This window comes from Streptomyces sp. NPDC056061 (genome assembly GCF_042266885.1).
GTDB lineage: Bacteria > Actinomycetota > Actinomycetes > Streptomycetales > Streptomycetaceae > Streptomyces.
Window position 1 is genome coordinate 215,390 of the sequence record NZ_JBHJWQ010000006.1, and the last position, 22,260, is coordinate 237,649.

Consider the following 22,260-nt stretch of genomic DNA (forward strand, 5'->3'; position numbering starts at 1 on the left):
CACGGGAAGGACCCTGGGGCTCTTTGTCAGGCATGTCTGCCCTTGCAACGTCAGGCATGCCTGCCCTTGCAGCCTGGCGAGTCGAGAGGGAGTGGGCTCCCCGGTTTGCCGTTCGGGCGAAGCTGTGCGGTTCTCGGCCAGGAGGGTCACAGTGGAAGGGAGGCCCAGGACGGGGCGGGGCCGCTGCCGGAGGAGGTGTCCGGATGGATGCGACCGGGACGAGCGAGGGCCGGCCCCGGAACCACCGGGATCACACCGATCGCGGGACCGGAAGCGGCCGTCGGGACCGCCGCGGCGACCGGCGCGTCGAGGCGGACGCGAAGCCGCACGGCGACGGCGGGCACTCGGGCGCGCTGCCCTGTTTCGTGGTGCAGATCCACCAGGCACGGCGCATGCACTTCGATTTCCGGCTGGAGGTCGGCGGCGTGCTGAAATCGTGGGCGGTGCCGCGCGGCCCCTCGGAGAACCCGCGCGAACGGCGGCTGGCCGTCGCCACGCAGGACCATCCGCTGGAGTACCGCACGTTCGAGGGCGTCATCACGAAGGGCGGGTCCGGCGGCGGCACGGTGATCGTCTGGGACCAGGGCACGTACCACCCGCTCAGCCACGACCGCTGGGGCGCGCCGGTGCCGTTCGAGCAGGCGCTGGAGGACGGGCACGCGACCTTCTGGCTGGACGGCACCAGGCTGCACGGCGAGTTCGCCCTCACCCGCTTCAAGAAGGGCGGCGAGCAGGGCACGCCGGGTGAGGACGTGTGGCTGCTGATCAAGGCCAAGGACGGACAGGCCACGCACGACGGACCGGACACACCCGATCCGTACCTGGCGCGCTCGGCCCGCACCGGCCGGACCCTGGCGCAGGTGGCCGCGGAGGAAGGAGGCGGGGTGCCGTGACCGCACGCGACACCGTGGCAACCCTCCTCGATCGTCACGGGACCACGTACGCGGACGAGGCGGGCATCCGGCTGCGGAACACTCCACAGCCGCTGTACCAACTGCTGGTTCTCAGTGACCTGTTGAGCGCCCGGATCCGGGCGTCCGTGGCGGTGGCGGCGGCCCGTGCGCTGTTCGCCCACGGCCTGCGCTCCCCCGACCGGATGCTGGCGGCGAGCTGGCAGGAGCGGGTCGACGCGCTGGGCGAGGGTGGCTACCGGCGATACGACGAACGGACCGCCAGCCAGCTCGGCGACGGCGCCCGGCTCCTGCTGGACGACTACGGGGGCGATCTGCGGCGGCTGCGCGAGGAGGCCGACGGCGATCTGGACGTGCTGCGGGCCGGGCTGCGCCGGACCCCGGGCATCGGCCCGGCGGGGGCGGACATCTTTCTCCGCGAGGTGCAGGACGTGTGGCCGGAGACGGCACCGTTCGTGGACGACAAGGCCCTCCAGGGCGCGGAGCGGCTGGGGCTGCCCGCCTCACCGGCGAGGCTCGTACGACTCGCGGACAGCGCCGAGGCCCCCGCCCGGGAGGAACGGGTGGACCGGGCGGGACAGGCGGAACGCGACGAACGCGGGGAACGGGAGCGGCGGGGCGAACAGGGCGCCGTCCGGGGCCACGCCGCGCTCGCGGCGGCCCTGGTGCGTGCCGCGCTGGACAAGCACGTGGTGGACGACGTCGTCGCACATGCGGCGTGAGCACGGGCCGGGCCCTCAGGCCCCGGCCCTCAGTCCTCCACGACCAGCGCCGGGGTTTCCTTGGTCAGCACCTCGCCGCGGAAGAACGCCGGGCTGCGGCGCTGCATCACCAGCATCAGCACCATCCCGAGCAACAGCAGCCCCACACCGATCACGAACACCGAGCCGACCCCGAGGACGGACGAGCCGGAGCCGTACGCCGGGTTCCACATGTCGTAGAGGGTCTTGCCGAACACGGCACTGAGCAGGGTGCCGCCGACGACCGGGAAGAGGCCCTTGAAGGCGAGGTCGCGGAAGGAGCGGGTCAGGTCGGCGCGGAAGTACCAGGCGCAGGCGAAGGCCGTCAGCGCGTAGTAGAAGCAGATCATGAGGCCGAGCGCGTAGATCGTGTCTACCAGGACGTGCTCGCTGACCAGGGTCATGACCGTGTAGAAGATGCCGGTCGCCACACCCGCCGTGACCGTCGCACGTCCCGGGGTCCGGAAGCGCGGGTGGACGCGGGCGTACGAGGCGGGCAGGGCCTCGTACGCGGACATCGCCAGGACCGTGCGGGCCACCGGGATGAACGTGGTCTGGAGGCTCGCGGCGGCGGAGGCCAGGACGGCGACGAAGAGCAGGATGCCGAGACCGGGGCCCATGACCGGACCGGCGAGTGCGGCGAAGACGTTGTCCGAGGTCTTCCGGTTGCCGAGGCCCAGACCGGAGTCGCCCGAACCGACGGCCATCTGCGCGGCGACGCCGGTCGCCAGGTAGGACCCGACGAGCACGACCATCGCGATGAGCGCGGCGCGCCCGGGGGTCTTCTCGCTGCCGACGGTCTCCTCGTTGGCGGTCAGACAGGCGTCCCAGCCCCAGAACATGAAGATCGACAGCGACAGGCCCGCGGTGAACGCCGCGAACGACTGCACCGCGAACGGGTTCAGCCAGGACCAGGAGAAGTCCAGTGAGGTGGCGAACTCCCCGCTGCGCGCCTTCTGCACCGCCATCACCACGAACACCGCGAGGACGACGAGCTGGAGTCCCACCAGGGTGTACTGGACGCCCTTGGTGGCGGTCATGCCCCGGTAGCTGATCGCCGTCGCGATCGCGATCAGGGCCAGGCAGGTCAGGATGTGGACGGCCTTGTTCCCGTCCAGGGCGGCGATCGCGTCGCTGCCCGTGATCTCGCCCGCCAACAGCCAGAAGTACGAGGTCGCGACGCCCGCCAGGTTCGACAGCACGATGATCGTCGCGATGACCAGGCCCCAGCCGCACATCCAGCCGACGCGCGGACCGAACGCCTTCACCGTCCAGGTGAACGAGGTGCCGCAGTCCGGCACCGCCTTGTTCAGTTCGCGGTAGGCGAAGGCGACCAGCAGCATCGGGAGGAACCCGGCGAGGAAGACGGCGGGCATCTGCACGCCGACCTCGCCCGCGGTGGAGCCGAGGGTGGAGGTGAGGCAGTAGACGGGGGCGACGGTGGAGACGCCGATGACGGCGCTCCCCATCAGGCCGACGGAGTTGCCGCCGAGGCCCTTTCCGCGCACACCGCCGTCGGCCGGGGCGGCGCCCCGTACCGTGTCTCCGGCCCGCGGCCGCACGTCCAGCTGTGTCATGGGAGGGACGTTATGTGCTGCGATATCCACATCCGGACTATGAGACTCCAGCGCCTCATCCTTGAATTTTCGGTTACGAGCGCAGGGATTTGACGTAAATCAAAGGCGCTGGAGTCACAAAGCCTTGATATATGAGGCCACTCCTCATCGTCGCGCCATACTGGAATCGCAGCCGTGCCCGTTTTGTGTGGATTCAAAATTTCCCGTGGGTGTCCGGTGAGCGGACACCCACGGGGTCCCGGACGGGCGCCGGGGCTCGCGACCAGGTCGTCAGCCGGGCCAGACGATCGCCTGGAGTTCGCTGTATGCGTACAGGGCGTACGAGCCGACGTCGCGGCCCACCCCGCTCCTCTTGAACCCGCCGAACGGGGCCTCCATGTTGCGTCCGACGGTGTTCACCCCGACCCCTCCGGCACGCAGCCGGCGGGCGATCCGGAAGGCCCGCGCCACGTCGGACGACCAGACGTAGTCGATCAGCCCGTAGTCGCTGTCGTTGGCGAGGGCGATGCCCTCCTCCTCGTCGTCGAAGGGGACGACCACGACGACCGGACCGAAGATCTCCTCACGGACGACGCGCATGTCGTTGGTGCAGTCGGCGAGGAGCGTGGGCGCGACGTAGAAACCCCGGTCGGGCCCGGCCGGACGCTCGCCGCCCGTCACGACCCGGGCGCCCTCCTTCCGGCCGAGCTCGATGTAGGAATCGACGCGGTCGCGGTGGGCGGCGGAGACGACCGGGCCGACGACCGTCCCCCGTACCGTCGGGTCGCCCACCTTCAGCAGCCTCGCGTAGGCGGTGAGCTTCTCGATCAGGGCGTCGTGGACGCCGCGTTGGACGAGCACGCGGGTCGGGGCGGTGCAGATCTGGCCGCTGTAGAAGGAGAACGTGGTGCCGATGCCCGCCACGGCGGAATCGAGGTCGGCGTCGTCGAGGACCACGGCGGCCCCTTTCCCGCCCAGTTCCATCAGCTGCCGCTTCATGGTGCGCCCGCAGACCTCGCCGATGCGCTGCCCGACGGCGGTGGAGCCGGTGAAGCTGACCATGTCGACGTCCGGGGCGTCGACGGCCGCCTCGCCCGCCTCGGGCCCCGATCCGGTGACGACGTTGACGACGCCCGCCGGGACGCCCGCCGCCTCCAGCGTCTCGGCCATCCGGTAGACGGACAGCGGGTCCTGCGGTGCGGGCTTCACGACCACCGTGTTGCCCATGGCGAGCGCGGGGGCGATCTTTCCGGCCGGATTGGCCCAGGGGTTGTTGTACGAGGTGATGCACGTGACGACACCCACCGGCTGACGCACCGCGAGCGCCCCGAAGACCCCGGCCCGCCCCATCGGCCCCGCCTCGTTGATCTGCGGTGCGATGGGCTCCTCGACCGGTTCCAGGGCACCCCTGGCGTACCGCCGGAAGCGGGCGGCACCGACGGCGACCTGCATGCCCCGGGCGGTGCCCGTGGTGGCGCCGCTCTCCGCCTGGGCGAGCGCGGCGTGGCCCGCCAGGTCGCGCAGCATCAGGTCGGCGGCCCGGTCCAGGATCGCGGCCCGCTCCTCGGGGCGGGTCCGCGACCAGCCGTCCAGCGCCTCGCGGGCTGCCGCGGCGGCCGCGTGCACCTGCCCGCGGCTCGCCTCCGGGGCGAGGCCGACGACCTCCTCGGTGGCCGGGTTGATCACCTCGTAGTGGCCGAGTTCGGGTTCGGTCCACCGTCCGCCGATGAAGAGGCGCCGCCGTCCGTCACCCGCCCGATGCCCGCCGCTGAGCCGCCGTCCGTCGCCCGGCCGCTGCGCGTCGCTCGGCTGCTGTCCGTCGCCCGGCCGCCGCACGTCGCTCATACGGTGCTCACCGTCCGGGTGTCGCGGCCGGAGCGGAGCACCGTGCCGGGTACCGCGCCGGTCACCTTGTCGTCGCGCAGGGTCTCCACCCCGTTGACCCGGACCGACACGATGCCGATGGCCCTGGAATCGAGACGGGGACTGTCGCCGGGGAGGTCGTGCACCAGGGTGGCGGGGCCCGCGTCGACGCGTTCGGGGTCGAAGAGGACGAGGTCGGCGTGGAAGCCCTCCTCGATCCTGCCCCGCTCGCGCAGCCCGAACAGCCGGGCGGGGTCGTCGGTGAGCATCTTGACGGCCTGTTCCAGGGGGAGGAGTTTGCGTCGGCGCAGACAGTCGCCGAGGAAGCGGGTGGTGTACGGGGCGCCGCACATGCGGTCCAGGTGGGCGCCCGCGTCGGAGCCGCCGAGCATGACGTCCTCGTGCGCCCAGGTCTGCCGTCGCAGTTCCCAGGACGCGGGGTCGTTGTCGGTGGGCATCGGCCACAGCACGGTCCGCAGTTCGTCCGCGGCGCAGATCTCGACGAGACAGTGGAAGGCGTCCTGGCCCCGTTCGGCGGCGATGTCACCGACGACCCGGCCGGTCAGTCCTTCGTTGGCCTCGCTGTAGGTGTCGCCGATGACGTACCGGCCGAAGTCGGCGAGGCGGCGGAAGACGCCGGCCTCCTTGCTGTCGGCGCGGCGCAGCATCTCGGCCCGGACGGCGGGGTCGCGGAGCCGGGCGATCCGTGCCGGGACGGGGAGGGAGAGGATGTCGCCCCAGCCGGGGATGAGGTTGAGGGCGCAGAAGGTGCCCAGCGACATGTTCATCGGGGTGAGGATCGGCATGGTGAGGGCGACGATCCGGCCCCCGGCCCGACGGGCGCGTTCGCTGGGTATCAGCTGGCGCGGCACGCGTTCCGGGACGGCGGCGTCGATGGTGAGCACGTTCCAGTTCAGCGGCCGTCCGGCGGTGGCGGTCATGTCGACCAGGAGGTCGATCTCCTCGTCGGAGAACTGGTCGAGGCACCCGGCCACGATCGCTTCGAGCTGGGTGCCCTCGTGCTCGCCGACGGCACGGGACAGGGCGAGGAGTTCCTCGGGCGACGCGTACCTGGAGGCGACCGGCCGCCCGTCGCCGTCGGAGTGGGTGGCGGACTGGGTGGTGGACAGTCCCCAGGCCCCGGCGTCCATCGCGTCGTGGAACAGCGCGAGCATGGCGTCGAGCTGTGCGGGGGTGGGCTGTCCGCCGATCGCGTCGGCGCCCATGACGTGCCTGCGCAGGGCGCAGTGGCCGACCATGAACCCGGCGTTGACGGCGATCCGCCCTTCGAGGGCGTCCAGGTACTCGCGGAAGCTGGACCAGCTCCAGTCAACGCCCTCCTCCAGGGCCTTGAGGGCCATCCCCTCCACCCGCGCCATCATGCGGCGGGTGTAATCGGCGTCCTCGGGCCGGTCCGGGTGGAGCGGGGCGAGGGTGAATCCGCAGTTCCCCCCTGCGACGGTGGTGACTCCGTGGTTCATCGACGGGGTGGCGTACGGGTCCCAGAAGAGCTGGGCGTCGTAATGGGTGTGCGGGTCGACGAAGCCGGGGGCGAGGACGAGCCCGGTGGCGTCCTCGCTGGTGACGGCCTCCTCGGCGAGGGTGCCCGGTTCGGCGATGACGGCGATGCGGCCGTCCCGGACACCGACGTCGGCGCGGTACGAGGGGCCGCCGGTGCCGTCCACGACGGTCGCTCCGCGGATGAGGTGGTCGAGCATGACGGGGTTCCCTTCCGTGCGTCGAAATCCATGCGTGGTCGAAGTCCGTGCGTCGTGGACATCCGTGCGTCGTCGACATCCGTGCGTCGTCGACATCCGTGCGTCGTCGACGTCCGGGCATCGTCGACATCCGTGCGTCGCCGACGTCCGGGCATCGGTCCGGTCGGTCCGGGCAGCCGGTCGGTGCAACCGGGTTCTCCCGGTACGCGCGACCGACATGTGTGCGGCCGGGGTGCGTACGGCCGCGGTACGCACCCCGGCCGCACGGAGCGGCGGTCCGGGAAGACGCCGCCGTCGTGACCGGGGCTCCGCACCCCGGACGGGCCCCGAGAGGCGCCGATCCGCCGATCAGCTGCCGGGCCGGGCCCGAGGACGCCGCTCACCGGCCGGGCGAACCCCGGCAGGGGAGGCCGCTCGCCCATCGGACAGGCCCCGGCCGGACAGGCCCCCGAGAGGTGCCGCTCACCTTCCGTACGGGCTCATTTCCGCCCCGCCGACGCCCGGAAGCGCGAGGTGCGGTGCACCGGGTCGGTGTCGATCTTCGGGATCACGTGCTCGCCGATCAGCTCGATCGATTTCAGGGTGTCCTCCCGGCTGATCCCGATCGGCAGCCCGAAACTCAACTGGTCGGCCCCCGCCTGCTCCCAGCGCTTGCACTGGCGCAGCACCTCGTCCGGGTCGCCGCAGATCATCAGTTCCTCGGCGATCAGCAGCTCGATGATCTCCTCGGTGTATTCCGGCAGCAGCTCGGGCCACTCGGGGATGCCCTCGGGCCGGGGGAAGGTGTCGTGGTAGCGGAACAGCAGCGACTGGAGGTAGTTGAGCCCGCCGCCCACCGCGATCCGGACGGCCTCGGCGTGCGTCTCGGCGCAGATGGCGGTGGAGGTGACCATGACGTTGTCGTTGACGAAGTCCCCGACGGGTTCGGCCTCCTTGACCGCGGTCTTGTAGGACTCGACGACCCACTCCATGTCGGAGACCTTCTGCACGCTGAAGCCCAGCACGCCGAGCCCCTTCTTCCCCGCCATCGCGTACGAGGACGGCGAACCGGCCGCGTACCACATCGCCGGGTGCGAACCCCCGTACGGCTTCGGCAGGACCTTGCGCGGCGGCAGCGACCAGTGCTTGCCCCGGAATCCGGCGTACTCGTCCTGGAGCCACATCTTGGGGAACTCGGCGATGGTCTCCTCCCAGAGTTCCTTGGTGTGGTTCATGTCGGTGATGCCCGGCATGAAGCCCAGGATCTCGTGGCTGCCGGCCCCGCGCCCGGACCCGAACTCGAAGCGCCCCTCGGAGAGATGGTCGAGCATGGCGACCTTCTCGGCCACCTTGACCGGGTGGTTGACGGGGGCGAGCGGGTTGAAGATGCCGGATCCGAGGTGGATGCGGTCGGTGGCGTGCGCCAGGTAGCCCAGGTACACGTCGTTGGCCGAGAGGTGCGAGTACTCCTCCAGGAAGTGGTGCTCGGAGGCCCAGGCGTACTTGAAGCCGGACTTGTCCGCCTGGATGACGTACTCGGTCTCCTCGATCAGCGCCTTGTGCTCTGCCTCGGGGTCGACCCCGGCCCGCGCGGCGGGCACGTACCCCTGTACAAAGAGCCCGAATTCCAAGGTGGTTCACCGTCCTCGATCGCCCTGACTATTTCTGACACATCGTCAGATCGTGATGGATCCGACTGTTCCACCGCCGCCCGCGACCGTCAATACCTGACGCCCCGTCAGCCAGGCGTCGCCGCTCAGAAGAGGCTGACACCCGCCAGCCATCCGCCGTCGATGACGAACGGCTGCCCGGTGATGTACGAGGAGTCGTCCGAGGTCAGGAAGAGCGCCAGCGCCGCGACCTCCTCGGGCCTGCCGATCCGCCCCATCGGGACCAGCTTGCGGTACAGCTCGTCCACGGCCGCCGCAGTCTCCTCGGGGTCCGCCGTCGGGTCCAGCGCCGCCGGATTGGTCATCGCGGTGTCCACGGCCCCGGGGCAGAGCGCGTTGACCCGTATCCCCTTGGCGGCCAGCTCCACCGCCGCCACCCTGGTCAGCCCGACCACCGCGTGCTTGGTGGCGGCGTACGCGCCGACGAACGCCATGCCGGTGAGCCCCGTGTACGAGGCGGTGTTGACGACGGTCCCGCCACCCGCGGCCTCGATCTCGGGTGCGACGTACTTGATCCCGAGGAACGCCCCCACCTGATTGACCTGCACCACCTGCTGGAACTCCTCCAGGGGCGTGGAGACCAGTTCGTTGAAGCGGAGGATGCCCGCGTTGTTGACCAGGCCGTCGATCCGGCCGAAGGCGTCCTTCGCCACCGCGACGGCGGCCCGCCACTCGTCCTCCACACCCACGTCCAGGTGGACGAACCGCGCGGCGTCCTCGCCATGCTTCTCGCGGAGCTCCCCGGCCAGCGCCTCGCCCTGCTCGTCGAGAACGTCGCCGATCACCACCCGCGCGCCCTCCGCGACGAAGAGCCGCGCCTCCTGCTCGCCCTGCCCGCGCGCCGCACCGCTGATCAGTACGGTCCGCCCGTCCAGCTTGCCCATGCCGAGTCCCTCCTAATTGCCGAGATGGGGTGCGACCTCGGCGGCGAACGCCGCCATCTGGTCGGTCAGTTCGCCGCGGCTCCGACTCCGGAACCGCACCTGGATCTGGTGGACGCCCATGGCCCGGTACGCCCGCAGCGACTCCGCGACGGCCTCCGGCTTCCCGCTGAGGGTGCGCCGCCCGACCTGCCACCGCGGATCGCCGATGTACAGCGGCTCGGTGATCGCACCCACGACGATCGGGGCCTCGATCCCGGCCGCCTCGCGCAGCCGCCTCAGCCGGGCGATCTGGGCGGGCAGCTTCTCGCGCGGATCACCCTGCGGCAGCCATCCGTCACCTCGCACCGCCGCCCGGCGCACGGCGGCGGGCGAGGAACCGCCCACCCAGATTGGCACCCGCTCCTGGGCCGGGCGCGGCAGCTGCCCCAGCCCGGAGAACGCGAACCTCTCCCCCGCGAACTCCGGGAACTCCTCCGGGCCGAGCGCCGCCCGCAGCGCGTCGACGGTCTCGTCGAGGAGTCCGCCCCGGCCGTCGAAGTCCGCGCCGAGCGCCTCGAACTCCTCGGCCACGTGCCCCGCCCCGACCCCGAGGATCAACCGGCCTCCGCAGAGGTGATCGAGGGTCGCGTACTGCTTGGCCGTGGCCAGCGGATGCCGCAGCCCGACGACGGCGACATGGCTCATCAGCAGCACCCGCTCGGTGATCCCGGCGAGGAAGGACAGGGTGGCGACCGGGTCGTACCAGACGGTACCCATGGCATCGGCGAGCCGGCGCGGGATCGCCACGTGGTCGCAGCTCGCGAGGTAGGCGAACCCGGCCCGGTCGGCGGTACGGGCGATCTCCACAAGATCGGCGGGACCGGCCGCGGCCTCCCACTCCTCCGCGAAGATCGCGCTCTGCGACTGGATCGGGAGCTGCATTCCATACGACAGCGGCCCGGTGGTCGCGATCGGCATCGGGCAGCCCTCCTTCCATGACACCGAAGGAATCTGACGCACCGTCACACGACGAGTGCGGGGCCATCGTCATGCCTGACGGCACATCAGACAAGGGGTGTGGGCGCCTCGGCCCTCGACACCGTCCACCCACCCGCACCAACCCCGGCCCCGGACCCGGCCCTCATTCCACGCGCGACTCCGGACCCGGGCCGCCGCGGCACCCGACCCCCACCCCGGCCGCCGTGCCCTCCGGCCGCCGCGCCCCGTGCCCGGCACCCCGGACCCGGGCCGCATCGGCCGCCGGTCCCGGGCGGCGTCAGGCGCTCGGCCCCCGGAACAGGAAATCGCCCTCGATCTCGACCCGGGTGGGGGCCCTGCTCCCGTCGTAGTGGTTCACGTCCCCCGTCACCGCCGTCCACCGCAGCCGGAACCGGTCGCCGTCGCGGGAGACGACGGAGATCCGGTTGTCGCGCAGCGCCTGGTGCTCGCAGTAATAGAGCAGCGACATGCACGAGTCCTCGTCGTCCGGCACCCCCGGCACCACGAACTCCCGCCCCACCAACGCGTCCGCGTCGACCCCGGGCAGCTCGACACCGACCTCCGCGTTCGGCGCCATCCCCAGATCCGCCGTGTCCTCGCACCGCAGGGCGCCGCCGGAATCGGCCTCCGCCTCGAACCAGAGCGTGACCGGCGCCCCACTTTCCGCCCCCGCGCAGACCCACATCACGGCGGACTTCAGGCGGTACACCTCGTCCCCGTTGAACCGGTGCAGGACGAACCCACCCCCGGCCCGCTCCGCCTCCGTCGAACGCTCGCTCATCGCACCCCTCCTCGCCACCCACGCCCTCCGCGCGGCCCACGCCCGTCGCATCGCCCCATCATTCCGTTGGTGCCGACCCCGTGGCGGAGGACGGCCTTGGCCTTCGTGTCGGGGTTGCGGCAGCGGTAGCGGTGGACGCGGTGACCGCGTGGGGTCGGGCCGAGGTGGACGCGGAGCGGGCGAATGCCCCGCGGGTGACCATCTGCATACCGGTGGCGAGTTCGCGGCGCACGGCGTCGGCGTCGGCGTCGCGCAGATCGTCCTCCAGGCCCCCGGTGAAGGAGAGACGGACGGTGGCGGCCTGCCGCGCGTCGTCCGACGTCGTCGTCTCCACCGTCGGACGTTCGCGCAGCTCGGCCTGCCCACGGTCACCGCCGCCGCTCGGGCCGGAGCCCACTACCTCGACTCCACCGGGGAACCCGCTTCATCCGGCAAGCCTCCGCCCTGGACGCCGTCACCACCGCCCGAGGCACGAGCATCGTCCCGGCGTTCGGCTACGACTACGTCCCGGGCAACCTGGCCGGCGCCCTCGCCCTCACCCAGGCCGGCGAGCAGGCACGTCGCGTCGAGATCGGCTACTTCCTCACCCGCTCCGGCCACGGCGACGAGGTGCACTACCGCAGCACACTGCGCGACGCCTTCACGCTCACCACCGGCGGCACCCGCGCCTCACTCGTCGGCACCGCCGTCGAGGACACCTTCGCCTACCGGCGCCCGCACACCGGCGGCCCCGCCCGCCTCACCGACGAACACACCGGCGCCCGCCTGCTGTCGTTCCGCTACGCGGGCATCACCCGTACGGCGCTGACCGTCGGTGGCTCCGAACACCTCGGCCTGCCCGAGGCATTCCCCCACCTCGACAGCGTCGACGTGGGCCTGGGCTGGTTCGGCAGCCGACCGTGCGCCTCGGAGGCCGGGCCCGCGCCCCCGTACACGCGGACGGCCCCGGCCCGACAGGCTCTCAAACCGCGCCGTTCCGCACGGCGGCCACGAACGTCTGCCACGGGACCGGACCGAAGGTGTGGGCACCCCGGTCACGGTCCTTGCTGTCACGCACGGCCTGGCGGCCGGATATCAGAGCGGCGTGCTCGACGCAGTTGTTGTTCGAGCCACTGTAGGTACTCGTGTGCCAGACAGCGGACTCCAGCTCGCCGGCCAGGACAATCAGTTCTTCGGTCATGATCCGCTTTCCTCGATGAGGTCGCGAATGTACCGCCGGGACGCGGTCGGGGACAGTGCGGCGGCGGTCAATTCGTCCCACGCCTTCGCATACCTCTGAACATCCGCCCGCTGCTCAAGCAACGTACCACCGGTGATGTGCTCCAACCACACCACTTCGACCGGGGGTTCCGGCAGCAGACTGAGCGCGGCGAACGACACGTACTGCTCCATGGGCAGGACGGAATTCAGCGGAAGAACCTGGATGGTGATGTTCGATCGGGAGCCCGCGCTCAGCAGATGCCGCAACTGTTCCTGGACGATGTCGACCCCTCCTCCGATCCGGTGGAGAGCCGGTGCGTCGATCACGGCGCGAAGCCGGAACCCCGTGGTGTTGTCGAGGAGTTCCTTGCGCTTCATGCGTGTCTGGACCAGAGCCTCGATCTGGTCCTCGGGAGACGCGGCTCCGAACAGGCGCCGCATGTACGCCTCGGTCTGCAGAAGACCCGGCACGAGCACCGGCTCGAACGTGCGCACCGCCTGCGAATCCGCCTCCAACGTCAGATAGTCCTTGAGCTCGTCGTGAAGAAGTGGGCCGTGCCCGCTCCACCAGTCGACCTTGTGGATCTCCTTCGCCAGGCGCTTCAGATTCGCCCGCTGCCGCTCGTCCTCGACTCCGTACAGGTTGAGCAGGGTGGTCAGGTCGAGCGGACGGATACCCCGCTTGCCGTTCTCGATCTGACTGATCTTGGGCTGCCCGCACTCCAAGGCGTCGGAAGCATCCTGCACCTTGAGACCGGCTTCCAGACGAAGTCGACGAAGTTCGCCGCCGAGTCGACGGCTACGCATGGTGGGCATGTCGCTCTGAGCCATGGCCACATGATGGTCGCGCCCTTCAATGGCGCACAACTGCCACCGGCAGGTTACCCCCTTACGGATGAATCACTTAAGGAATAGTTGCCTACAGGATGGTTCTCGCGGCACCATCCTCCGCATGACCGAGAGCCGTCGGTCCACCACTGTGCATTGATCGATTGGCACGCCCTCACCTCACGCAGGAGGAGCCATGAACGTCACGACCGAACCAGAACCACCGCACTACCGGCACGAGTTGTACGTCCAGCCGCAGTCACTCGCCCAGATGCGCCGCATCGTCGCCTGCCTGGTGGACCTGTGGGACTTCCGGGAGTTGACGGACACCGCCACGCTCTGCGCCCACGAACTGCTGACCAACGTCGGCCGTCACACGCCCTCACCGCGCTGCACCCTCACGCTCCGGCGCCGCACCGACGGCGTACGCATCACCGTCGGCGATTCCAGCCCGACACCGCCCACACCGCGCGTCCCGGACTGGTTGGCCGAGAGCGGGCGCGGGCTCGCGCTCGTCGGTGGGCTCGCCGCCGCGTGGGGGTCCGAGCCGACGCCGTACGGCAAGGACGTCTGGGCGGAGCTGCGCTGCACGCGACGGACGGCCGTCGCGTGAGTCGCCCACGGGTGGAACGCGCGCCCCGTCCCCGTACCGGCCCGACTTCGGACGCCCCTCGCGGCGTCGGCATCAGGAGCACAGGATGACCTCCACCTCCGCCTCCACCCATGCCCTCACCCACCGGCCGAGCCCGGACCCGCGTCACGCCGCGGCCGAACACGCCTCGGCCCTGCGGGAAGCGGGGCTCCAGGTCCCGGCCGCGGAGCAGACCACCGCCCGGCAGCCGGACCACGTCGAGCTGGGCCCCTCTCCCCCGCCGACGCGAGCCATCTGGCGCGGCTGATCCGTACCGGGGCGAAGCGCACCCTCAAGGCCGCACGGGCGTTACGCGACATCGTCGACGCCTACCGTCTCGACCTGCCGGGGATCCGGGTCAGGGGCGGCCTCATCGCGCTCGGCAGCGTCTCACCGGCCACCGCCGAACGTCTTGCGCGGCTTCTCGGCGCCACACCACCCGACCCCTGCGCGCCCCGCCCCACGCCCGTCGACGCGGCATCCCAGGTCAGTGAGCGGCTCCGGCTCGCCTTCGCGTCGGCCATGGGCGGGAGGCCGCTCGACGTACAGGTACGGCACGAGGGGCCCGACGCCGAACCGGTACTGGAGCTGGGCGCCATCGACGCGAGAACCGCGCGTCGGCTGGTGGCCGCCCTGCGATTTTGAACCTCGCGATTCTGAACCCTGCGATCTCGAACCCTGCGATCTCGAACTCTGCGATCTCGAACTCTGCGGTTCCGGGCCGTACGGCTCCGGACCGTACGGCCCGGGGTGTGCCGTCAGGGCTCGGACGGGGCGGAGGCGTCCGGTGACGGCGAACCACCCCTGGCGGACCGGGCTCCGCGTTCGGGGCCCACGTCGCGTTCCGTGTCCGCGTCGCCCTCGTCGTCGTCCCCTCCGGTCGCGGCGCTCTCGGGGGCCGCACCCGCTCCCTCGGCCTCCTCGCCGTCCTCGTCCTCGTTCTCGTCCGGGGCCGCCTGGACGCCCACGCCCTGCGAGGACGACACGTTCTGGTCGATCGCGCCCCCGCCGCCGTCGTGGTCGCTGCCTGCCGTCCCCTTGCTCAGGGGGGCCAACACGTTGGCCGTCCGGTCAACTTCGAGCCAGGAGTCGGCGTTGGAGTTGTCAATGGTGATCAGAGAAGGGCCGTGATGCGTCTCCATACCGCCGTCAGGGGCGTCGGCCCAGGCGGTCCCGGCCGCCAACTGGCCCTGGCAGAACGCTCCGAGAACGACCACCAGAGCCGCACTCGTTCTTTTCCGGGTGAATCCCATGGCACGTTTCCTCGTTCCTCTTCGGTCATGGTTCGGGTACGCCGGGGCACCGGCGGCACGGCATACCGCGGCACAGCACCGCTCGTCGGGCCGCGCGCCGCGCCCCGGCGCACCCGGTGGAGGGCGGAATCGGTGCTCTCAGACCGGCATGGGCTCGCGGACGCCGTGGTGCCTGCTGATGTTCCTCTCCAGCAGTTCCGTCGAACGCCGCACCCCGATCCCCTGGGTCGGGTGGAACTCCGGAAGCCGCCCGTCCGACTTCTTGAGCTCCGTCATCGCGGAGTCCACGGCGGCATGCGCGGCGAAGAGGCAGGGGGTGCTGTAGATGGCCACCTGGCATTCCAGCTCGGTGAGTTCGGTGAGCGACAACCGGGGCGACTTGCCGCCCGCGATCTGGTTGAACAGCAGCGGTTTGTCGCCGATCACCTTGCGGACGCGCTTGATCCATCCGGTGCTGCGCACCCCGTCGACCAGGACGACATCGGCGTCCGTCTCCGCCAGCGCCTCCGCCCGGCGCAGGATCTCGTCCTCCTCCGTGGCGTCCGTGCGGGCGACGACCACCAGGTCCCGCCGGCTCTCCAGGACCAGGTTGAGCTTCTCCAGGTACTCCTCCAGCGGCAGCACCTGCTTGCCGTCCGCGTGTCCGCATCTGCGGGGGCGCTTCTGGTCCTCCAGGATCACGCCGGAGGCACCGGATCGCTCCAGTCGCTGCACCACATGACAGGCCACCTCGGGGTCCACGTAGCCGTCGTCGATGTCGACCAGCAGGTGGTGGGAGGGGAAGGCCAGCCGCAGCCGCTCCACGAACGCCACCATGTCCGGCCAGGCGATGAAGCCGATGTCCGGCAACCCGTAGTGGGATGCCGCGAATCCGAATCCGGAGACGAAGAATCCGTTGTAGTGCGGGGCCACGACGGATGCCGAGTACATGTCGTAGATCCCGATGAGCGGGGTCGTCCCGGGGGCCCGGACTTCTTCCCTCAGCGCACTTCCGTAACGCACAACTGCTCCTCTTCCATGCTCTGTTGACGTGGTCGACGTCATTGACCTGATCGACGTGATCGACCTGGTTGACGTGATTGACGTGGTTGACGTGTTGACGTGGTTGACGCGTCGATCGGCGACCGGCGCAGGAACCCGGCCCGCCGGTCCGGCGCTCGTTGATTCCTTCGGGTGGGATGACACCGGTCGCCGGTCGCCGCCGGACCAGGACGGCAGGGCTTCGGTGGAACGACGTGATGGGCCGGGAGCCGTCGAATCGCACGGAGACGAATCGGGGCTCGCGCTTGTGAGCGGTTCTGCAATCGACCGGTGCGGAGAGTGCGACGGCACCGCGCGCTTCTCCGGCTCGCGGAGGCGGCGGGCGGCACTCGGACCGCACGGGACGCGTCTTCTGCCCCCTTACGAGGACGCGTATACCTATACAGACATGACTCTGTCTTTACCTAGGGACACGCCGCCCTTTGCCTGGTGTACGACACTCGCGGGTACGCACCGGCATCCGGTTGACGACGTCACGCAACCGGGGCCCTCCCCCTCGAACGATCCGAAGGAAAGGGCCCCGGGGCCGCCGACTCCCCCAGGAGTCAGTGGTGTTGGACGGTACGCCGACGGGTTGGCCGCCGGTCAGCCGAAGCGGTCGAGCAGACACCTCACGTATTCCTCCAATCGTGCGGCGAGCACGGTGGGAGTGAGGTCGGTCCGCCCCAGTTCCCGCCAGGGGACGGCGAGTTTCTCCGCGTCCGGCGCGTAGGCGAGCGCGTCCAGCAGCCGCCAGTGCAGATGCTCCGCGTCGCTGCCCGCCAGCCGTCCGCCCGCACGTGTGTACGCCTCGGCGAAGCTCATTCCGGCCGGGACGCCGTGCAGCAGCGCCAGCGCCGTCGAGCAGTGGGCGACATCCAGGTCGGCGGGTCCCCATGAGGTCTCGACCCAGTCGACGACGCCGCCGATCCGGAGATCGTCACGGTCGTCGTCGCCCGTGAACAGGACATTGCCCGGATGGAAGTCGCGGTGCAGGAAGCACGGTTCGTACGGAGGCGGCTCGTGGCGGATGACGTCGACCGCCCGCCGCCAGAGCCCCGCCCGCCGGGTCGAATCCGGTACCCGCACCCGGTCCGGCGCGGTCCACGCCTCGTACTCCCGCGGCCGGGTCGCGTCCGTCACCCGCACGGCGTGGATGTCGGCCAACTGCCGGGCCAGCAGCGCGATGCGTTCCGCCACGCCGGTCTCGTCCACCCTGACCCGTCCGGGCAACAGCGTCATCAGCAGCGAGGGGTGATCGCAGTGTTCGGCACGGGCGTCGACGGCCACGAACCGCGCGGCCGGCACACCCGTGCCGTCGGCCAGCAGACGCAGCACGTCCGCCTCCCGGGTGAGCAGACCCGGCGCATGTCGCACGAAGAAGGGTTTGACGAAGGATCTGAGCACGAGCTCCCGCGCACGCCCCGGCCCGGTGATATCCAACCGGCGCATCCGCGAACTCCATCCTCCGCGCAAACGCTCCATTCGCTCGATGCGCTCCCCGGGCGCGAGGTTCTTCTCCACCCAGGCGCGTGTCGCGTCCCCACCGGGGAAGTTGTCCACCGATTCACCCATGTGGGGAGCGTACGCCGTGCGTTGGCGATCGTCCCGGCGCCCATTTCGGCGACGTGTTGTCACCCGCCGGGACAACCCTCGGACGCACGACCGGTGTGCCGTACCGCGGCAGGCACCGGATCAGCAGTTCGGAATCACCGTGCCGTTGTTGTCGCGGGCCTCGTCGTTGCCCCAGCGGGACAGGTAGTACGCCGAGACGTACGCGCCGCGGCCGTTCTTGCCCGCGTACACCGTGTCCAGGTCCGTCTTCAGCCACCAGTGGTTGAAGCTGGAACCGGAACCGACCTGGGCGCCCCACACCTTGCAGTAGACGTAGTTGGTGCCCGCATTGAGGACGCCCTGCGCATCACCTGTGTTGGCGGTCGCGTAGCCCGTGGCGTTGGAGTAGGTGTCCACCCAGTACTTTCCACCGCCCCCGCCACCGCCGCCGCAGCCGTTGTCGCTGGTCAGGTACTTGCTGTAGTAGGAGCCGGGGTAGGGCGCGAGGGACTGGCCGTTGATCGCGATGGCCTGCCCGACCCCGTTGTACAGCTGCTCGTAGTGGATGTGGGCGCCGCTGCTGTTGCCGGTGGAGCCGGTGAGGCCGATCTGCTGCCCCTGGGAGACCGAGGCGCCGTCGGCGACGGAGTACGCGGAGAGGTGGAAGTAGTACGTCTGCCAGCCGCCCCCGTGGTCGATGGTGATGTAGTTCCCCGCCCCGCCGGGCTGGGAGTAGCGGTGGGCGGTCCCGCCCGACGAGGCGAGGACGGGGGACCCGGCGGTGGCGCCGCCGTCGGTGCGGACGAAGTCGAGGGCGGATCTGACCTCGGCGGAGTGGTGACCGTAGGTCCAGGTCTGGCCGCAGGGGAAGGGCGCCTTGAAGTTGGGGGCCGCGGCGGCCGGGGTCGCCGTGAGCAGGCCCGCGACCATGGCCACCAGGCCCAGCAGGGCGATACGGATCGAGCGCGTGCGCATGCGCGGTCATCCTCCGATACGGGAGTTCGGGATACGAGGGTTCGGGATACGCCGAGGTGGGGGGTGGCGCGGTGCGATGGAACGGTCGTAAGCGTGCCGGACGTGATGGTTCCGCAGTAGACCCACCGGGCCCAGGACTGGGCCCAGAACGGGCCCAGAACGGGCCCAGGAAGGGCCCGGGAAGGGTCCGGGAGGGGCCGGACGGGTCCAGGAGGGGCCGGACCGGGTCCAGGAGGGGCCGGACGGGTCCAGGAGGGGCCGGACGGGTCCAGGAGGGGCCGGACCGGGTCCGGGAGGGGCCGAAGTGGCCTCGGAACCGGGCCCGACGGGGCTGTGCGGACCTGTCGGCATCGTCCGTCCGGCGCGTCTGCGGCCGGCCGAGCGCGCCCGTGTCGAACTGCCGCAGGTGGACGAGGCCGCCGAGGTTCTTGCGTTCCCGGCCGACCGGCCGTCCCTGGTCCGCGCTCTCGACGACGCGGGCGGCAGCCGTCGGAGCGGGCGAACGGGATGCGGCTGCCGCCGATGACCGCGACCCTGCGGAGCTGCGGGAGTGCGAGGGGGATCATCTCGACCAGCTCCTGACTCTTGAGTAACCTTACTCTGGAGTAAATCTACGACCGAGCAGGGAGTCTGGACAATGGCCGATCGCTATCTGCACTTCTCCGGCACGGCCCCCGGCCGTTTCCTGACCCGGCGGCTCGGCCTGCCGCAACCGGCTCGGCTGCGCCGCCTCACGCCCCGGACCCCCTCGCTCGACGGCCCGTTGCTGCACCTCACCGCCGGGGATTCGGCCCTCGGGGACACTCTGGGTCCGGTCCTCGCGGCGACCGGCCAGGAAGTGACCGGCCGGGCCGACCGCCCGGCGGGGATCGTCGTGGACGCGACGGGCGTCGCCACGGCGGCCGGGCTCGCCGAGGTGCACGCCCGGCTGCACCCCGTCGTACGGTCGCTGGCGGTCTGCGGCCGGATCGTCGTCCTCGGTACGCCGCCCTCGGCCGACGACCACCACCGGGCCGCCGCCCAACAGGCGCTCGAAGGCTTCGTGCGCTCCCTCGGCAAGGAGATCGGCCGGGGCGCCACCGCGCAGTTGCTGCGGGTCGTCCCGGGGTCCGCCGCCCCGGCGGAGTCGACCCTGCGTTTCCTGCTGTCCCCCCGGTCCGCGTACGTCAGCGGCCAGGTCGTCGAACTCACCGACGCCACCCCCGACCCGGTCGCCGACTGGACGGCCCCGCTCGCCGCACGCACCGCCCTGGTCACCGGGGCGGCCCGCGGCATCGGCGCCTCGGTCGCCGCCGTCCTGGCGCGGGACGGCGCCCGGGTGATCTGCTTGGACGTCCCGCAGGCCGGGGAGGAGCTGAGCCGCATGGCGGACGAGCTGGGCGGCAGCGCCCTGCCGCTGGACATCACCGCACCCGACGCGGCACAGCAGATCGCGGACGCCGTCCCCGACGGCCTGGACATCCTCGTCCACAACGCGGGCATCACCCGCGACCGGCGGCTCGCCAACATGCCCGCCGAACGCTGGGCCCAGGTCATCGAGGTCAATCTCGGCAGCGTCCTGCGCACCACGGACGCCCTCCTGACGTCCGGCACCGTCAACCGCGGCGGCCGGATCGTCGCCACCGCGTCCATCGCGGGCATCGCGGGCAACAACGGCCAGACCAACTACGCGGCCTCCAAGGCGGGCATCATCGGCCTGGTCCGCTCGCTGGCCCCGCGCACCGCCGCCGACCACGGCGTCACGGTCAACGCGGTCGCCCCCGGCTTCATCGAGACGAAGATGACCGCCGCCGTCCCCTTCTTCATCCGGGAGGCGGGCCGCCGGATGAACTCCCTGTCCCAGGGCGGGCTCCCGATCGACGTCGCCGAGACCACCGCCTGGTTCGCCCAGCCCGCCTCGACCGCCGTCAACGGCCAAGTCGTACGGGTCTGCGGCCAGAGCCTGTTGGGGGCCTGAGTCATGACCGGCCCGAACGCCTTCCCGGCCACTCCCCTCCGGAGGGCCGGGCGATGACCGGCCTGAGCCTCTCCCTGCTGCGGGGCGCCGTCACCTCCCCGTTCAAACGGGCGGGACACCCCGGCGCCGTGCTGCCCGCCGACCGGTTGGTCCTCCCGCCCGCCCCGGCGGCACCACGACCGCTCGCCGCGTACCGCGAGCTCTGCGGCTTCACCGACCCGGCCGCCCTGCCGCTCACCTACCCGCACGTGCGGGGCTTCCCGTCGGCCATGCGGCTGATGACCGCCCGGCGCTTCCCGCTTCCGGTCCTGGGGCTGGTCCACACCTGGATCGAGATCACCTGCCACCGGACGGTCCGTCCCGGCGACGCGCTCCAACTCACCGTGTACGCGGCCGGCCTGACGGCGCACCGGCGCGGAACCGAGGTCACGATGGCGACCGAGGCACGGCTCGCGGGCGAGCTGATCTGGGAGTCGCGCAGCGGCTACCTCTCCCGCCACACGCCCCGGACACCGTCGGCCGGTCACACCGCGGCACCGCAGGACCCGACGGCACCGCAGGACCTCACGACACCGCGGATGTCGGCGCGGCCCCCCGAGGAGCTGCCCGTCGTCGCCGAGTGGCGGTTGCCCGCCGGTCTGGGACGCCGCTACGGTGCCGCGTCGGGTGACCGGAACCCCATCCACCTGTACCCGCTCACGGCCCGCCTGTTCGGCTTCCCCCGGCCCATCGCGCACGGCATGTGGAGCATCGCCCGGTGTCTTGCCGAGGTCCCGGAGCCGGACGCGGTCCGCCGGGTACGGGCCGACTTCAAGGCGCCCGTACCGCTGCCGTCCACCGTCACCTACGCGGCCGGCCCCACCGGCTTCCAACTGCGCGGCGCCACCGGTCGCGTCCACCTCACCGGCACGGTGGTCAACACCCCCGGGACGCCGGACGGCTGACCACCACCCGGACGACCACAGCCGTCAGCGCCCCCGGTCCGCCTCCGGGGTCGGGGGCTGCCAGCGGCGGCCCTCCATGAGGTTCTCCAGCCCCGCCCAGGAAAAGTTCATCAGTGTGGCCGCGGCCTCGTTCGCCGAGACCCCGGGCGTCTCGTTCGCCCACCCGGCGAGCGACTCCGCGGCCCCCACCAGCGCCTGCGCCAATCCCGTCACGTCCCGGTCGGGGAGCTCGGGATCACGGTGCGCCTCCCGGGCCGCGGCCCCGATCAGACCCGTCACGAACGCGGCGAGTTCGTCCCGCATCGCCGTGACCTCGGCGGCGAACGGCTCCCCGTGCGTCCGGGCCTGGCGGTGCAGCACGGCCCAGCCGTCCGGGTGCTCCGCCGTGTGCGCGAAGAACGCGTGCAGCCCGGCCCACAGCTGCCGGTCCGCCGGCAACCCCGGCTCCACCCCCGCCTGCACCGCCTCGACCAGGGCCTTCGCCTCGCGCTTGATGCACGCGGTGAACAGCTCCTCCTTGGAGTGCAGATACAGGTAGACCAGCGGCTTGGACACCCCGGCCAGCTCCGCGATCTCGTCCATCGAGGCGGCCCGGTAGCCGCGCTGCCCGAAGGTCCGCACCGCGGCGTCCATCATCTGCCGCTCCCGCACGGCGCGCGGCATGCGCCTGCCCTTCGCCGCACTCGCCGGGATGTCCTTGCTCGTACTCGCCGAGGCGCCCTTCGCCGCACTCTCCGGGATGCCCTTCGCCGCGCTCACTCGGACTTCCTCCCGCCGACGCCGCCGTACTCCGGCAAGAGTACGGCGCGAGGCACGTA

23 protein-coding genes are annotated in these 22,260 nt (G+C 71.3%); 7 read left to right on the top strand and 16 right to left on the bottom strand.

The annotated features are described in order from the left end of the window. Positions 1-203 precede the first annotated feature (203 nt). Together ACFC79_RS12555 and ACFC79_RS12560 are read left to right on the top strand one after the other, a co-directional pair. Complete coding sequence (locus ACFC79_RS12555; protein WP_376238720.1) at positions 204-893, top strand: DNA polymerase ligase N-terminal domain-containing protein; 690 nt, start codon at positions 204-206, stop codon at positions 891-893. Beyond that, positions 890-1,633, top strand: coding sequence for an endonuclease (locus tag ACFC79_RS12560; protein ID WP_376238723.1), 744 nt, complete (start codon positions 890-892; stop codon positions 1,631-1,633). Before ACFC79_RS12555 ends, ACFC79_RS12560 begins: the two co-directional genes overlap by 4 nt. Positions 1,634-1,662: 29 nt before the next feature. Here ACFC79_RS12560 and ACFC79_RS12565 read toward each other — a convergent pair whose 3' ends face one another. From ACFC79_RS12565 to ACFC79_RS12615, 11 genes are all read right to left on the bottom strand, one after another. Next, on the bottom strand, positions 1,663-3,228 hold the full coding sequence (locus ACFC79_RS12565; protein ID WP_376238726.1) for an APC family permease: 1,566 nt from the start codon (positions 3,226-3,228) through the stop codon (positions 1,663-1,665). A 270-nt stretch (positions 3,229-3,498) separates the two neighbouring features. Then, positions 3,499-5,052: an aldehyde dehydrogenase family protein gene (locus tag ACFC79_RS12570; protein WP_376238729.1), complete on the bottom strand. Its 1,554-nt coding sequence runs from the start codon at positions 5,050-5,052 to the stop codon at positions 3,499-3,501. After that, entirely contained in the window at positions 5,049-6,788 is a 1,740-nt protein-coding gene (locus tag ACFC79_RS12575) for an amidohydrolase family protein (protein ID WP_376238731.1), read from the bottom strand. The genes ACFC79_RS12570 and ACFC79_RS12575 overlap by 4 nt, the downstream gene beginning before the upstream one ends. Positions 6,789-7,267: 479 nt before the next feature. Beyond that, positions 7,268-8,398, bottom strand: a complete 1,131-nt coding sequence (locus ACFC79_RS12580; RefSeq protein WP_376238734.1) for an LLM class flavin-dependent oxidoreductase — start codon at positions 8,396-8,398, stop codon at positions 7,268-7,270. 125 nt (positions 8,399-8,523) lie between these two features. Continuing rightward, a complete protein-coding gene (locus tag ACFC79_RS12585) occupies positions 8,524-9,321 on the bottom strand; it encodes an SDR family NAD(P)-dependent oxidoreductase (protein ID WP_376238737.1) in 798 nt (265 codons plus the stop codon). Positions 9,322-9,333: 12 nt separating this feature from the next. Next, on the bottom strand, positions 9,334-10,278 hold the full coding sequence (locus ACFC79_RS12590; protein ID WP_376238739.1) for an LLM class F420-dependent oxidoreductase: 945 nt from the start codon (positions 10,276-10,278) through the stop codon (positions 9,334-9,336). Between the two features lie 298 nt (positions 10,279-10,576). Then, the gene (locus tag ACFC79_RS12595) at positions 10,577-11,080 is read right to left on the bottom strand and encodes a hypothetical protein (RefSeq protein ID WP_376238742.1); all 504 of its coding nucleotides are present in this window, start codon (positions 11,078-11,080) and stop codon (positions 10,577-10,579) included. Between the two features lie 58 nt (positions 11,081-11,138). Continuing rightward, complete coding sequence (locus tag ACFC79_RS12600; RefSeq protein ID WP_376238745.1) at positions 11,139-11,477, bottom strand: hypothetical protein; 339 nt, start codon at positions 11,475-11,477, stop codon at positions 11,139-11,141. 272 nt (positions 11,478-11,749) lie between these two features. Continuing rightward, positions 11,750-11,935, bottom strand: coding sequence for a hypothetical protein (locus ACFC79_RS12605; RefSeq protein WP_376238747.1), 186 nt, complete (start codon positions 11,933-11,935; stop codon positions 11,750-11,752). A 106-nt stretch (positions 11,936-12,041) separates the two neighbouring features. Then, the gene (locus ACFC79_RS12610) at positions 12,042-12,260 is read right to left on the bottom strand and encodes a DUF397 domain-containing protein (RefSeq protein ID WP_376238750.1); all 219 of its coding nucleotides are present in this window, start codon (positions 12,258-12,260) and stop codon (positions 12,042-12,044) included. Further along, positions 12,257-13,111 (bottom strand): helix-turn-helix domain-containing protein, encoded by an 855-nt coding sequence (locus tag ACFC79_RS12615; RefSeq protein ID WP_376238753.1) that lies wholly within the window; start codon positions 13,109-13,111, stop codon positions 12,257-12,259. The genes ACFC79_RS12610 and ACFC79_RS12615 overlap by 4 nt, the downstream gene beginning before the upstream one ends. Positions 13,112-13,304: 193 nt before the next feature. On the opposite strand from ACFC79_RS12615, the gene ACFC79_RS12620 reads away from it, so the two are divergent. The 3 genes from ACFC79_RS12620 to ACFC79_RS12630 all read left to right on the top strand — a co-directional run bounded on the left by ACFC79_RS12620 (position 13,305) and on the right by ACFC79_RS12630 (position 14,384). Beyond that, positions 13,305-13,721 (top strand): ATP-binding protein, encoded by a 417-nt coding sequence (locus ACFC79_RS12620; RefSeq protein ID WP_376238755.1) that lies wholly within the window; start codon positions 13,305-13,307, stop codon positions 13,719-13,721. Positions 13,722-13,806: 85 nt separating this feature from the next. Then, entirely contained in the window at positions 13,807-14,007 is a 201-nt protein-coding gene (locus tag ACFC79_RS12625) for a hypothetical protein (protein WP_376238757.1), read from the top strand. Between the two features lie 254 nt (positions 14,008-14,261). Then, a complete protein-coding gene (locus tag ACFC79_RS12630; protein WP_376238759.1) occupies positions 14,262-14,384 on the top strand; it encodes a hypothetical protein in 123 nt (40 codons plus the stop codon). A 113-nt stretch (positions 14,385-14,497) separates the two neighbouring features. On the opposite strand, the gene ACFC79_RS12635 is transcribed toward ACFC79_RS12630, so the two are convergent. The 4 genes from ACFC79_RS12635 to ACFC79_RS12650 all read right to left on the bottom strand — a co-directional run bounded on the left by ACFC79_RS12635 (position 14,498) and on the right by ACFC79_RS12650 (position 18,541). Beyond that, positions 14,498-14,992, bottom strand: a complete 495-nt coding sequence (locus ACFC79_RS12635; protein WP_376238762.1) for a hypothetical protein — start codon at positions 14,990-14,992, stop codon at positions 14,498-14,500. A gap of 138 nt (positions 14,993-15,130) precedes the next feature. Further along, a complete protein-coding gene (locus ACFC79_RS12640; protein WP_376238765.1) occupies positions 15,131-15,994 on the bottom strand; it encodes an oxaloacetate decarboxylase in 864 nt (287 codons plus the stop codon). 624 nt (positions 15,995-16,618) lie between these two features. Next, on the bottom strand, positions 16,619-17,587 hold the full coding sequence (locus ACFC79_RS12645) for a phosphotransferase family protein (RefSeq protein ID WP_376238767.1): 969 nt from the start codon (positions 17,585-17,587) through the stop codon (positions 16,619-16,621). Positions 17,588-17,707: 120 nt separating this feature from the next. Further along, positions 17,708-18,541: a M23 family metallopeptidase gene (locus ACFC79_RS12650; protein ID WP_376238769.1), complete on the bottom strand. Its 834-nt coding sequence runs from the start codon at positions 18,539-18,541 to the stop codon at positions 17,708-17,710. A gap of 637 nt (positions 18,542-19,178) precedes the next feature. On the opposite strand from ACFC79_RS12650, the gene ACFC79_RS12655 reads away from it, so the two are divergent. Further along, positions 19,179-20,498, top strand: a complete 1,320-nt coding sequence (locus ACFC79_RS12655) for a 3-oxoacyl-ACP reductase (RefSeq protein WP_376238772.1) — start codon at positions 19,179-19,181, stop codon at positions 20,496-20,498. Between the two features lie 53 nt (positions 20,499-20,551). Further along, on the top strand, positions 20,552-21,442 hold the full coding sequence (locus ACFC79_RS12660) for a MaoC family dehydratase (RefSeq protein WP_376238775.1): 891 nt from the start codon (positions 20,552-20,554) through the stop codon (positions 21,440-21,442). Between the two features lie 24 nt (positions 21,443-21,466). On the opposite strand, the gene ACFC79_RS12665 is transcribed toward ACFC79_RS12660, so the two are convergent. After that, positions 21,467-22,105, bottom strand: coding sequence for a TetR/AcrR family transcriptional regulator (locus ACFC79_RS12665; protein ID WP_376238947.1), 639 nt, complete (start codon positions 22,103-22,105; stop codon positions 21,467-21,469). Positions 22,106-22,260 lie beyond the last annotated feature (155 nt).

Excerpts from the sequence above, each read along its gene's own strand:
- ACFC79_RS12595 (WP_376238742.1), bottom strand. The coding sequence starts at position 11,080 with ATGAGCGAGCGTTCGACGGAGGCGGAGCGGGCCGGGGGTGGGTTCGTC.
- ACFC79_RS12660 (WP_376238775.1), top strand. The coding sequence starts at position 20,552 with ATGACCGGCCTGAGCCTCTCCCTGCTGCGGGGCGCCGTCACCTCCCCG.
- ACFC79_RS12630 (WP_376238759.1), top strand. The coding sequence starts at position 14,262 with ATGGGCGGGAGGCCGCTCGACGTACAGGTACGGCACGAGGGGCCCGAC.
- ACFC79_RS12645 (WP_376238767.1), bottom strand. The coding sequence starts at position 17,587 with ATGGGTGAATCGGTGGACAACTTCCCCGGTGGGGACGCGACACGCGCC.
- ACFC79_RS12575 (WP_376238731.1), bottom strand. The coding sequence starts at position 6,788 with ATGCTCGACCACCTCATCCGCGGAGCGACCGTCGTGGACGGCACCGGC.
- ACFC79_RS12555 (WP_376238720.1), top strand. The coding sequence starts at position 204 with ATGGATGCGACCGGGACGAGCGAGGGCCGGCCCCGGAACCACCGGGAT.
- ACFC79_RS12650 (WP_376238769.1), bottom strand. The coding sequence starts at position 18,541 with ATGCGCACGCGCTCGATCCGTATCGCCCTGCTGGGCCTGGTGGCCATG.
- ACFC79_RS12665 (WP_376238947.1), bottom strand. The coding sequence starts at position 22,105 with ATGCCGCGCGCCGTGCGGGAGCGGCAGATGATGGACGCCGCGGTGCGG.
- ACFC79_RS12565 (WP_376238726.1), bottom strand. The coding sequence starts at position 3,228 with ATGACACAGCTGGACGTGCGGCCGCGGGCCGGAGACACGGTACGGGGC.
- ACFC79_RS12590 (WP_376238739.1), bottom strand. The coding sequence starts at position 10,278 with ATGCCGATCGCGACCACCGGGCCGCTGTCGTATGGAATGCAGCTCCCG.
- ACFC79_RS12625 (WP_376238757.1), top strand. The coding sequence starts at position 13,807 with ATGACCTCCACCTCCGCCTCCACCCATGCCCTCACCCACCGGCCGAGC.
- ACFC79_RS12655 (WP_376238772.1), top strand. The coding sequence starts at position 19,179 with ATGGCCGATCGCTATCTGCACTTCTCCGGCACGGCCCCCGGCCGTTTC.
- ACFC79_RS12570 (WP_376238729.1), bottom strand. The coding sequence starts at position 5,052 with ATGAGCGACGTGCGGCGGCCGGGCGACGGACAGCAGCCGAGCGACGCG.
- ACFC79_RS12615 (WP_376238753.1), bottom strand. The coding sequence starts at position 13,111 with ATGGCTCAGAGCGACATGCCCACCATGCGTAGCCGTCGACTCGGCGGC.
- ACFC79_RS12635 (WP_376238762.1), bottom strand. The coding sequence starts at position 14,992 with ATGGGATTCACCCGGAAAAGAACGAGTGCGGCTCTGGTGGTCGTTCTC.
- ACFC79_RS12620 (WP_376238755.1), top strand. The coding sequence starts at position 13,305 with ATGAACGTCACGACCGAACCAGAACCACCGCACTACCGGCACGAGTTG.
- ACFC79_RS12610 (WP_376238750.1), bottom strand. The coding sequence starts at position 12,260 with ATGACCGAAGAACTGATTGTCCTGGCCGGCGAGCTGGAGTCCGCTGTC.
- ACFC79_RS12585 (WP_376238737.1), bottom strand. The coding sequence starts at position 9,321 with ATGGGCAAGCTGGACGGGCGGACCGTACTGATCAGCGGTGCGGCGCGC.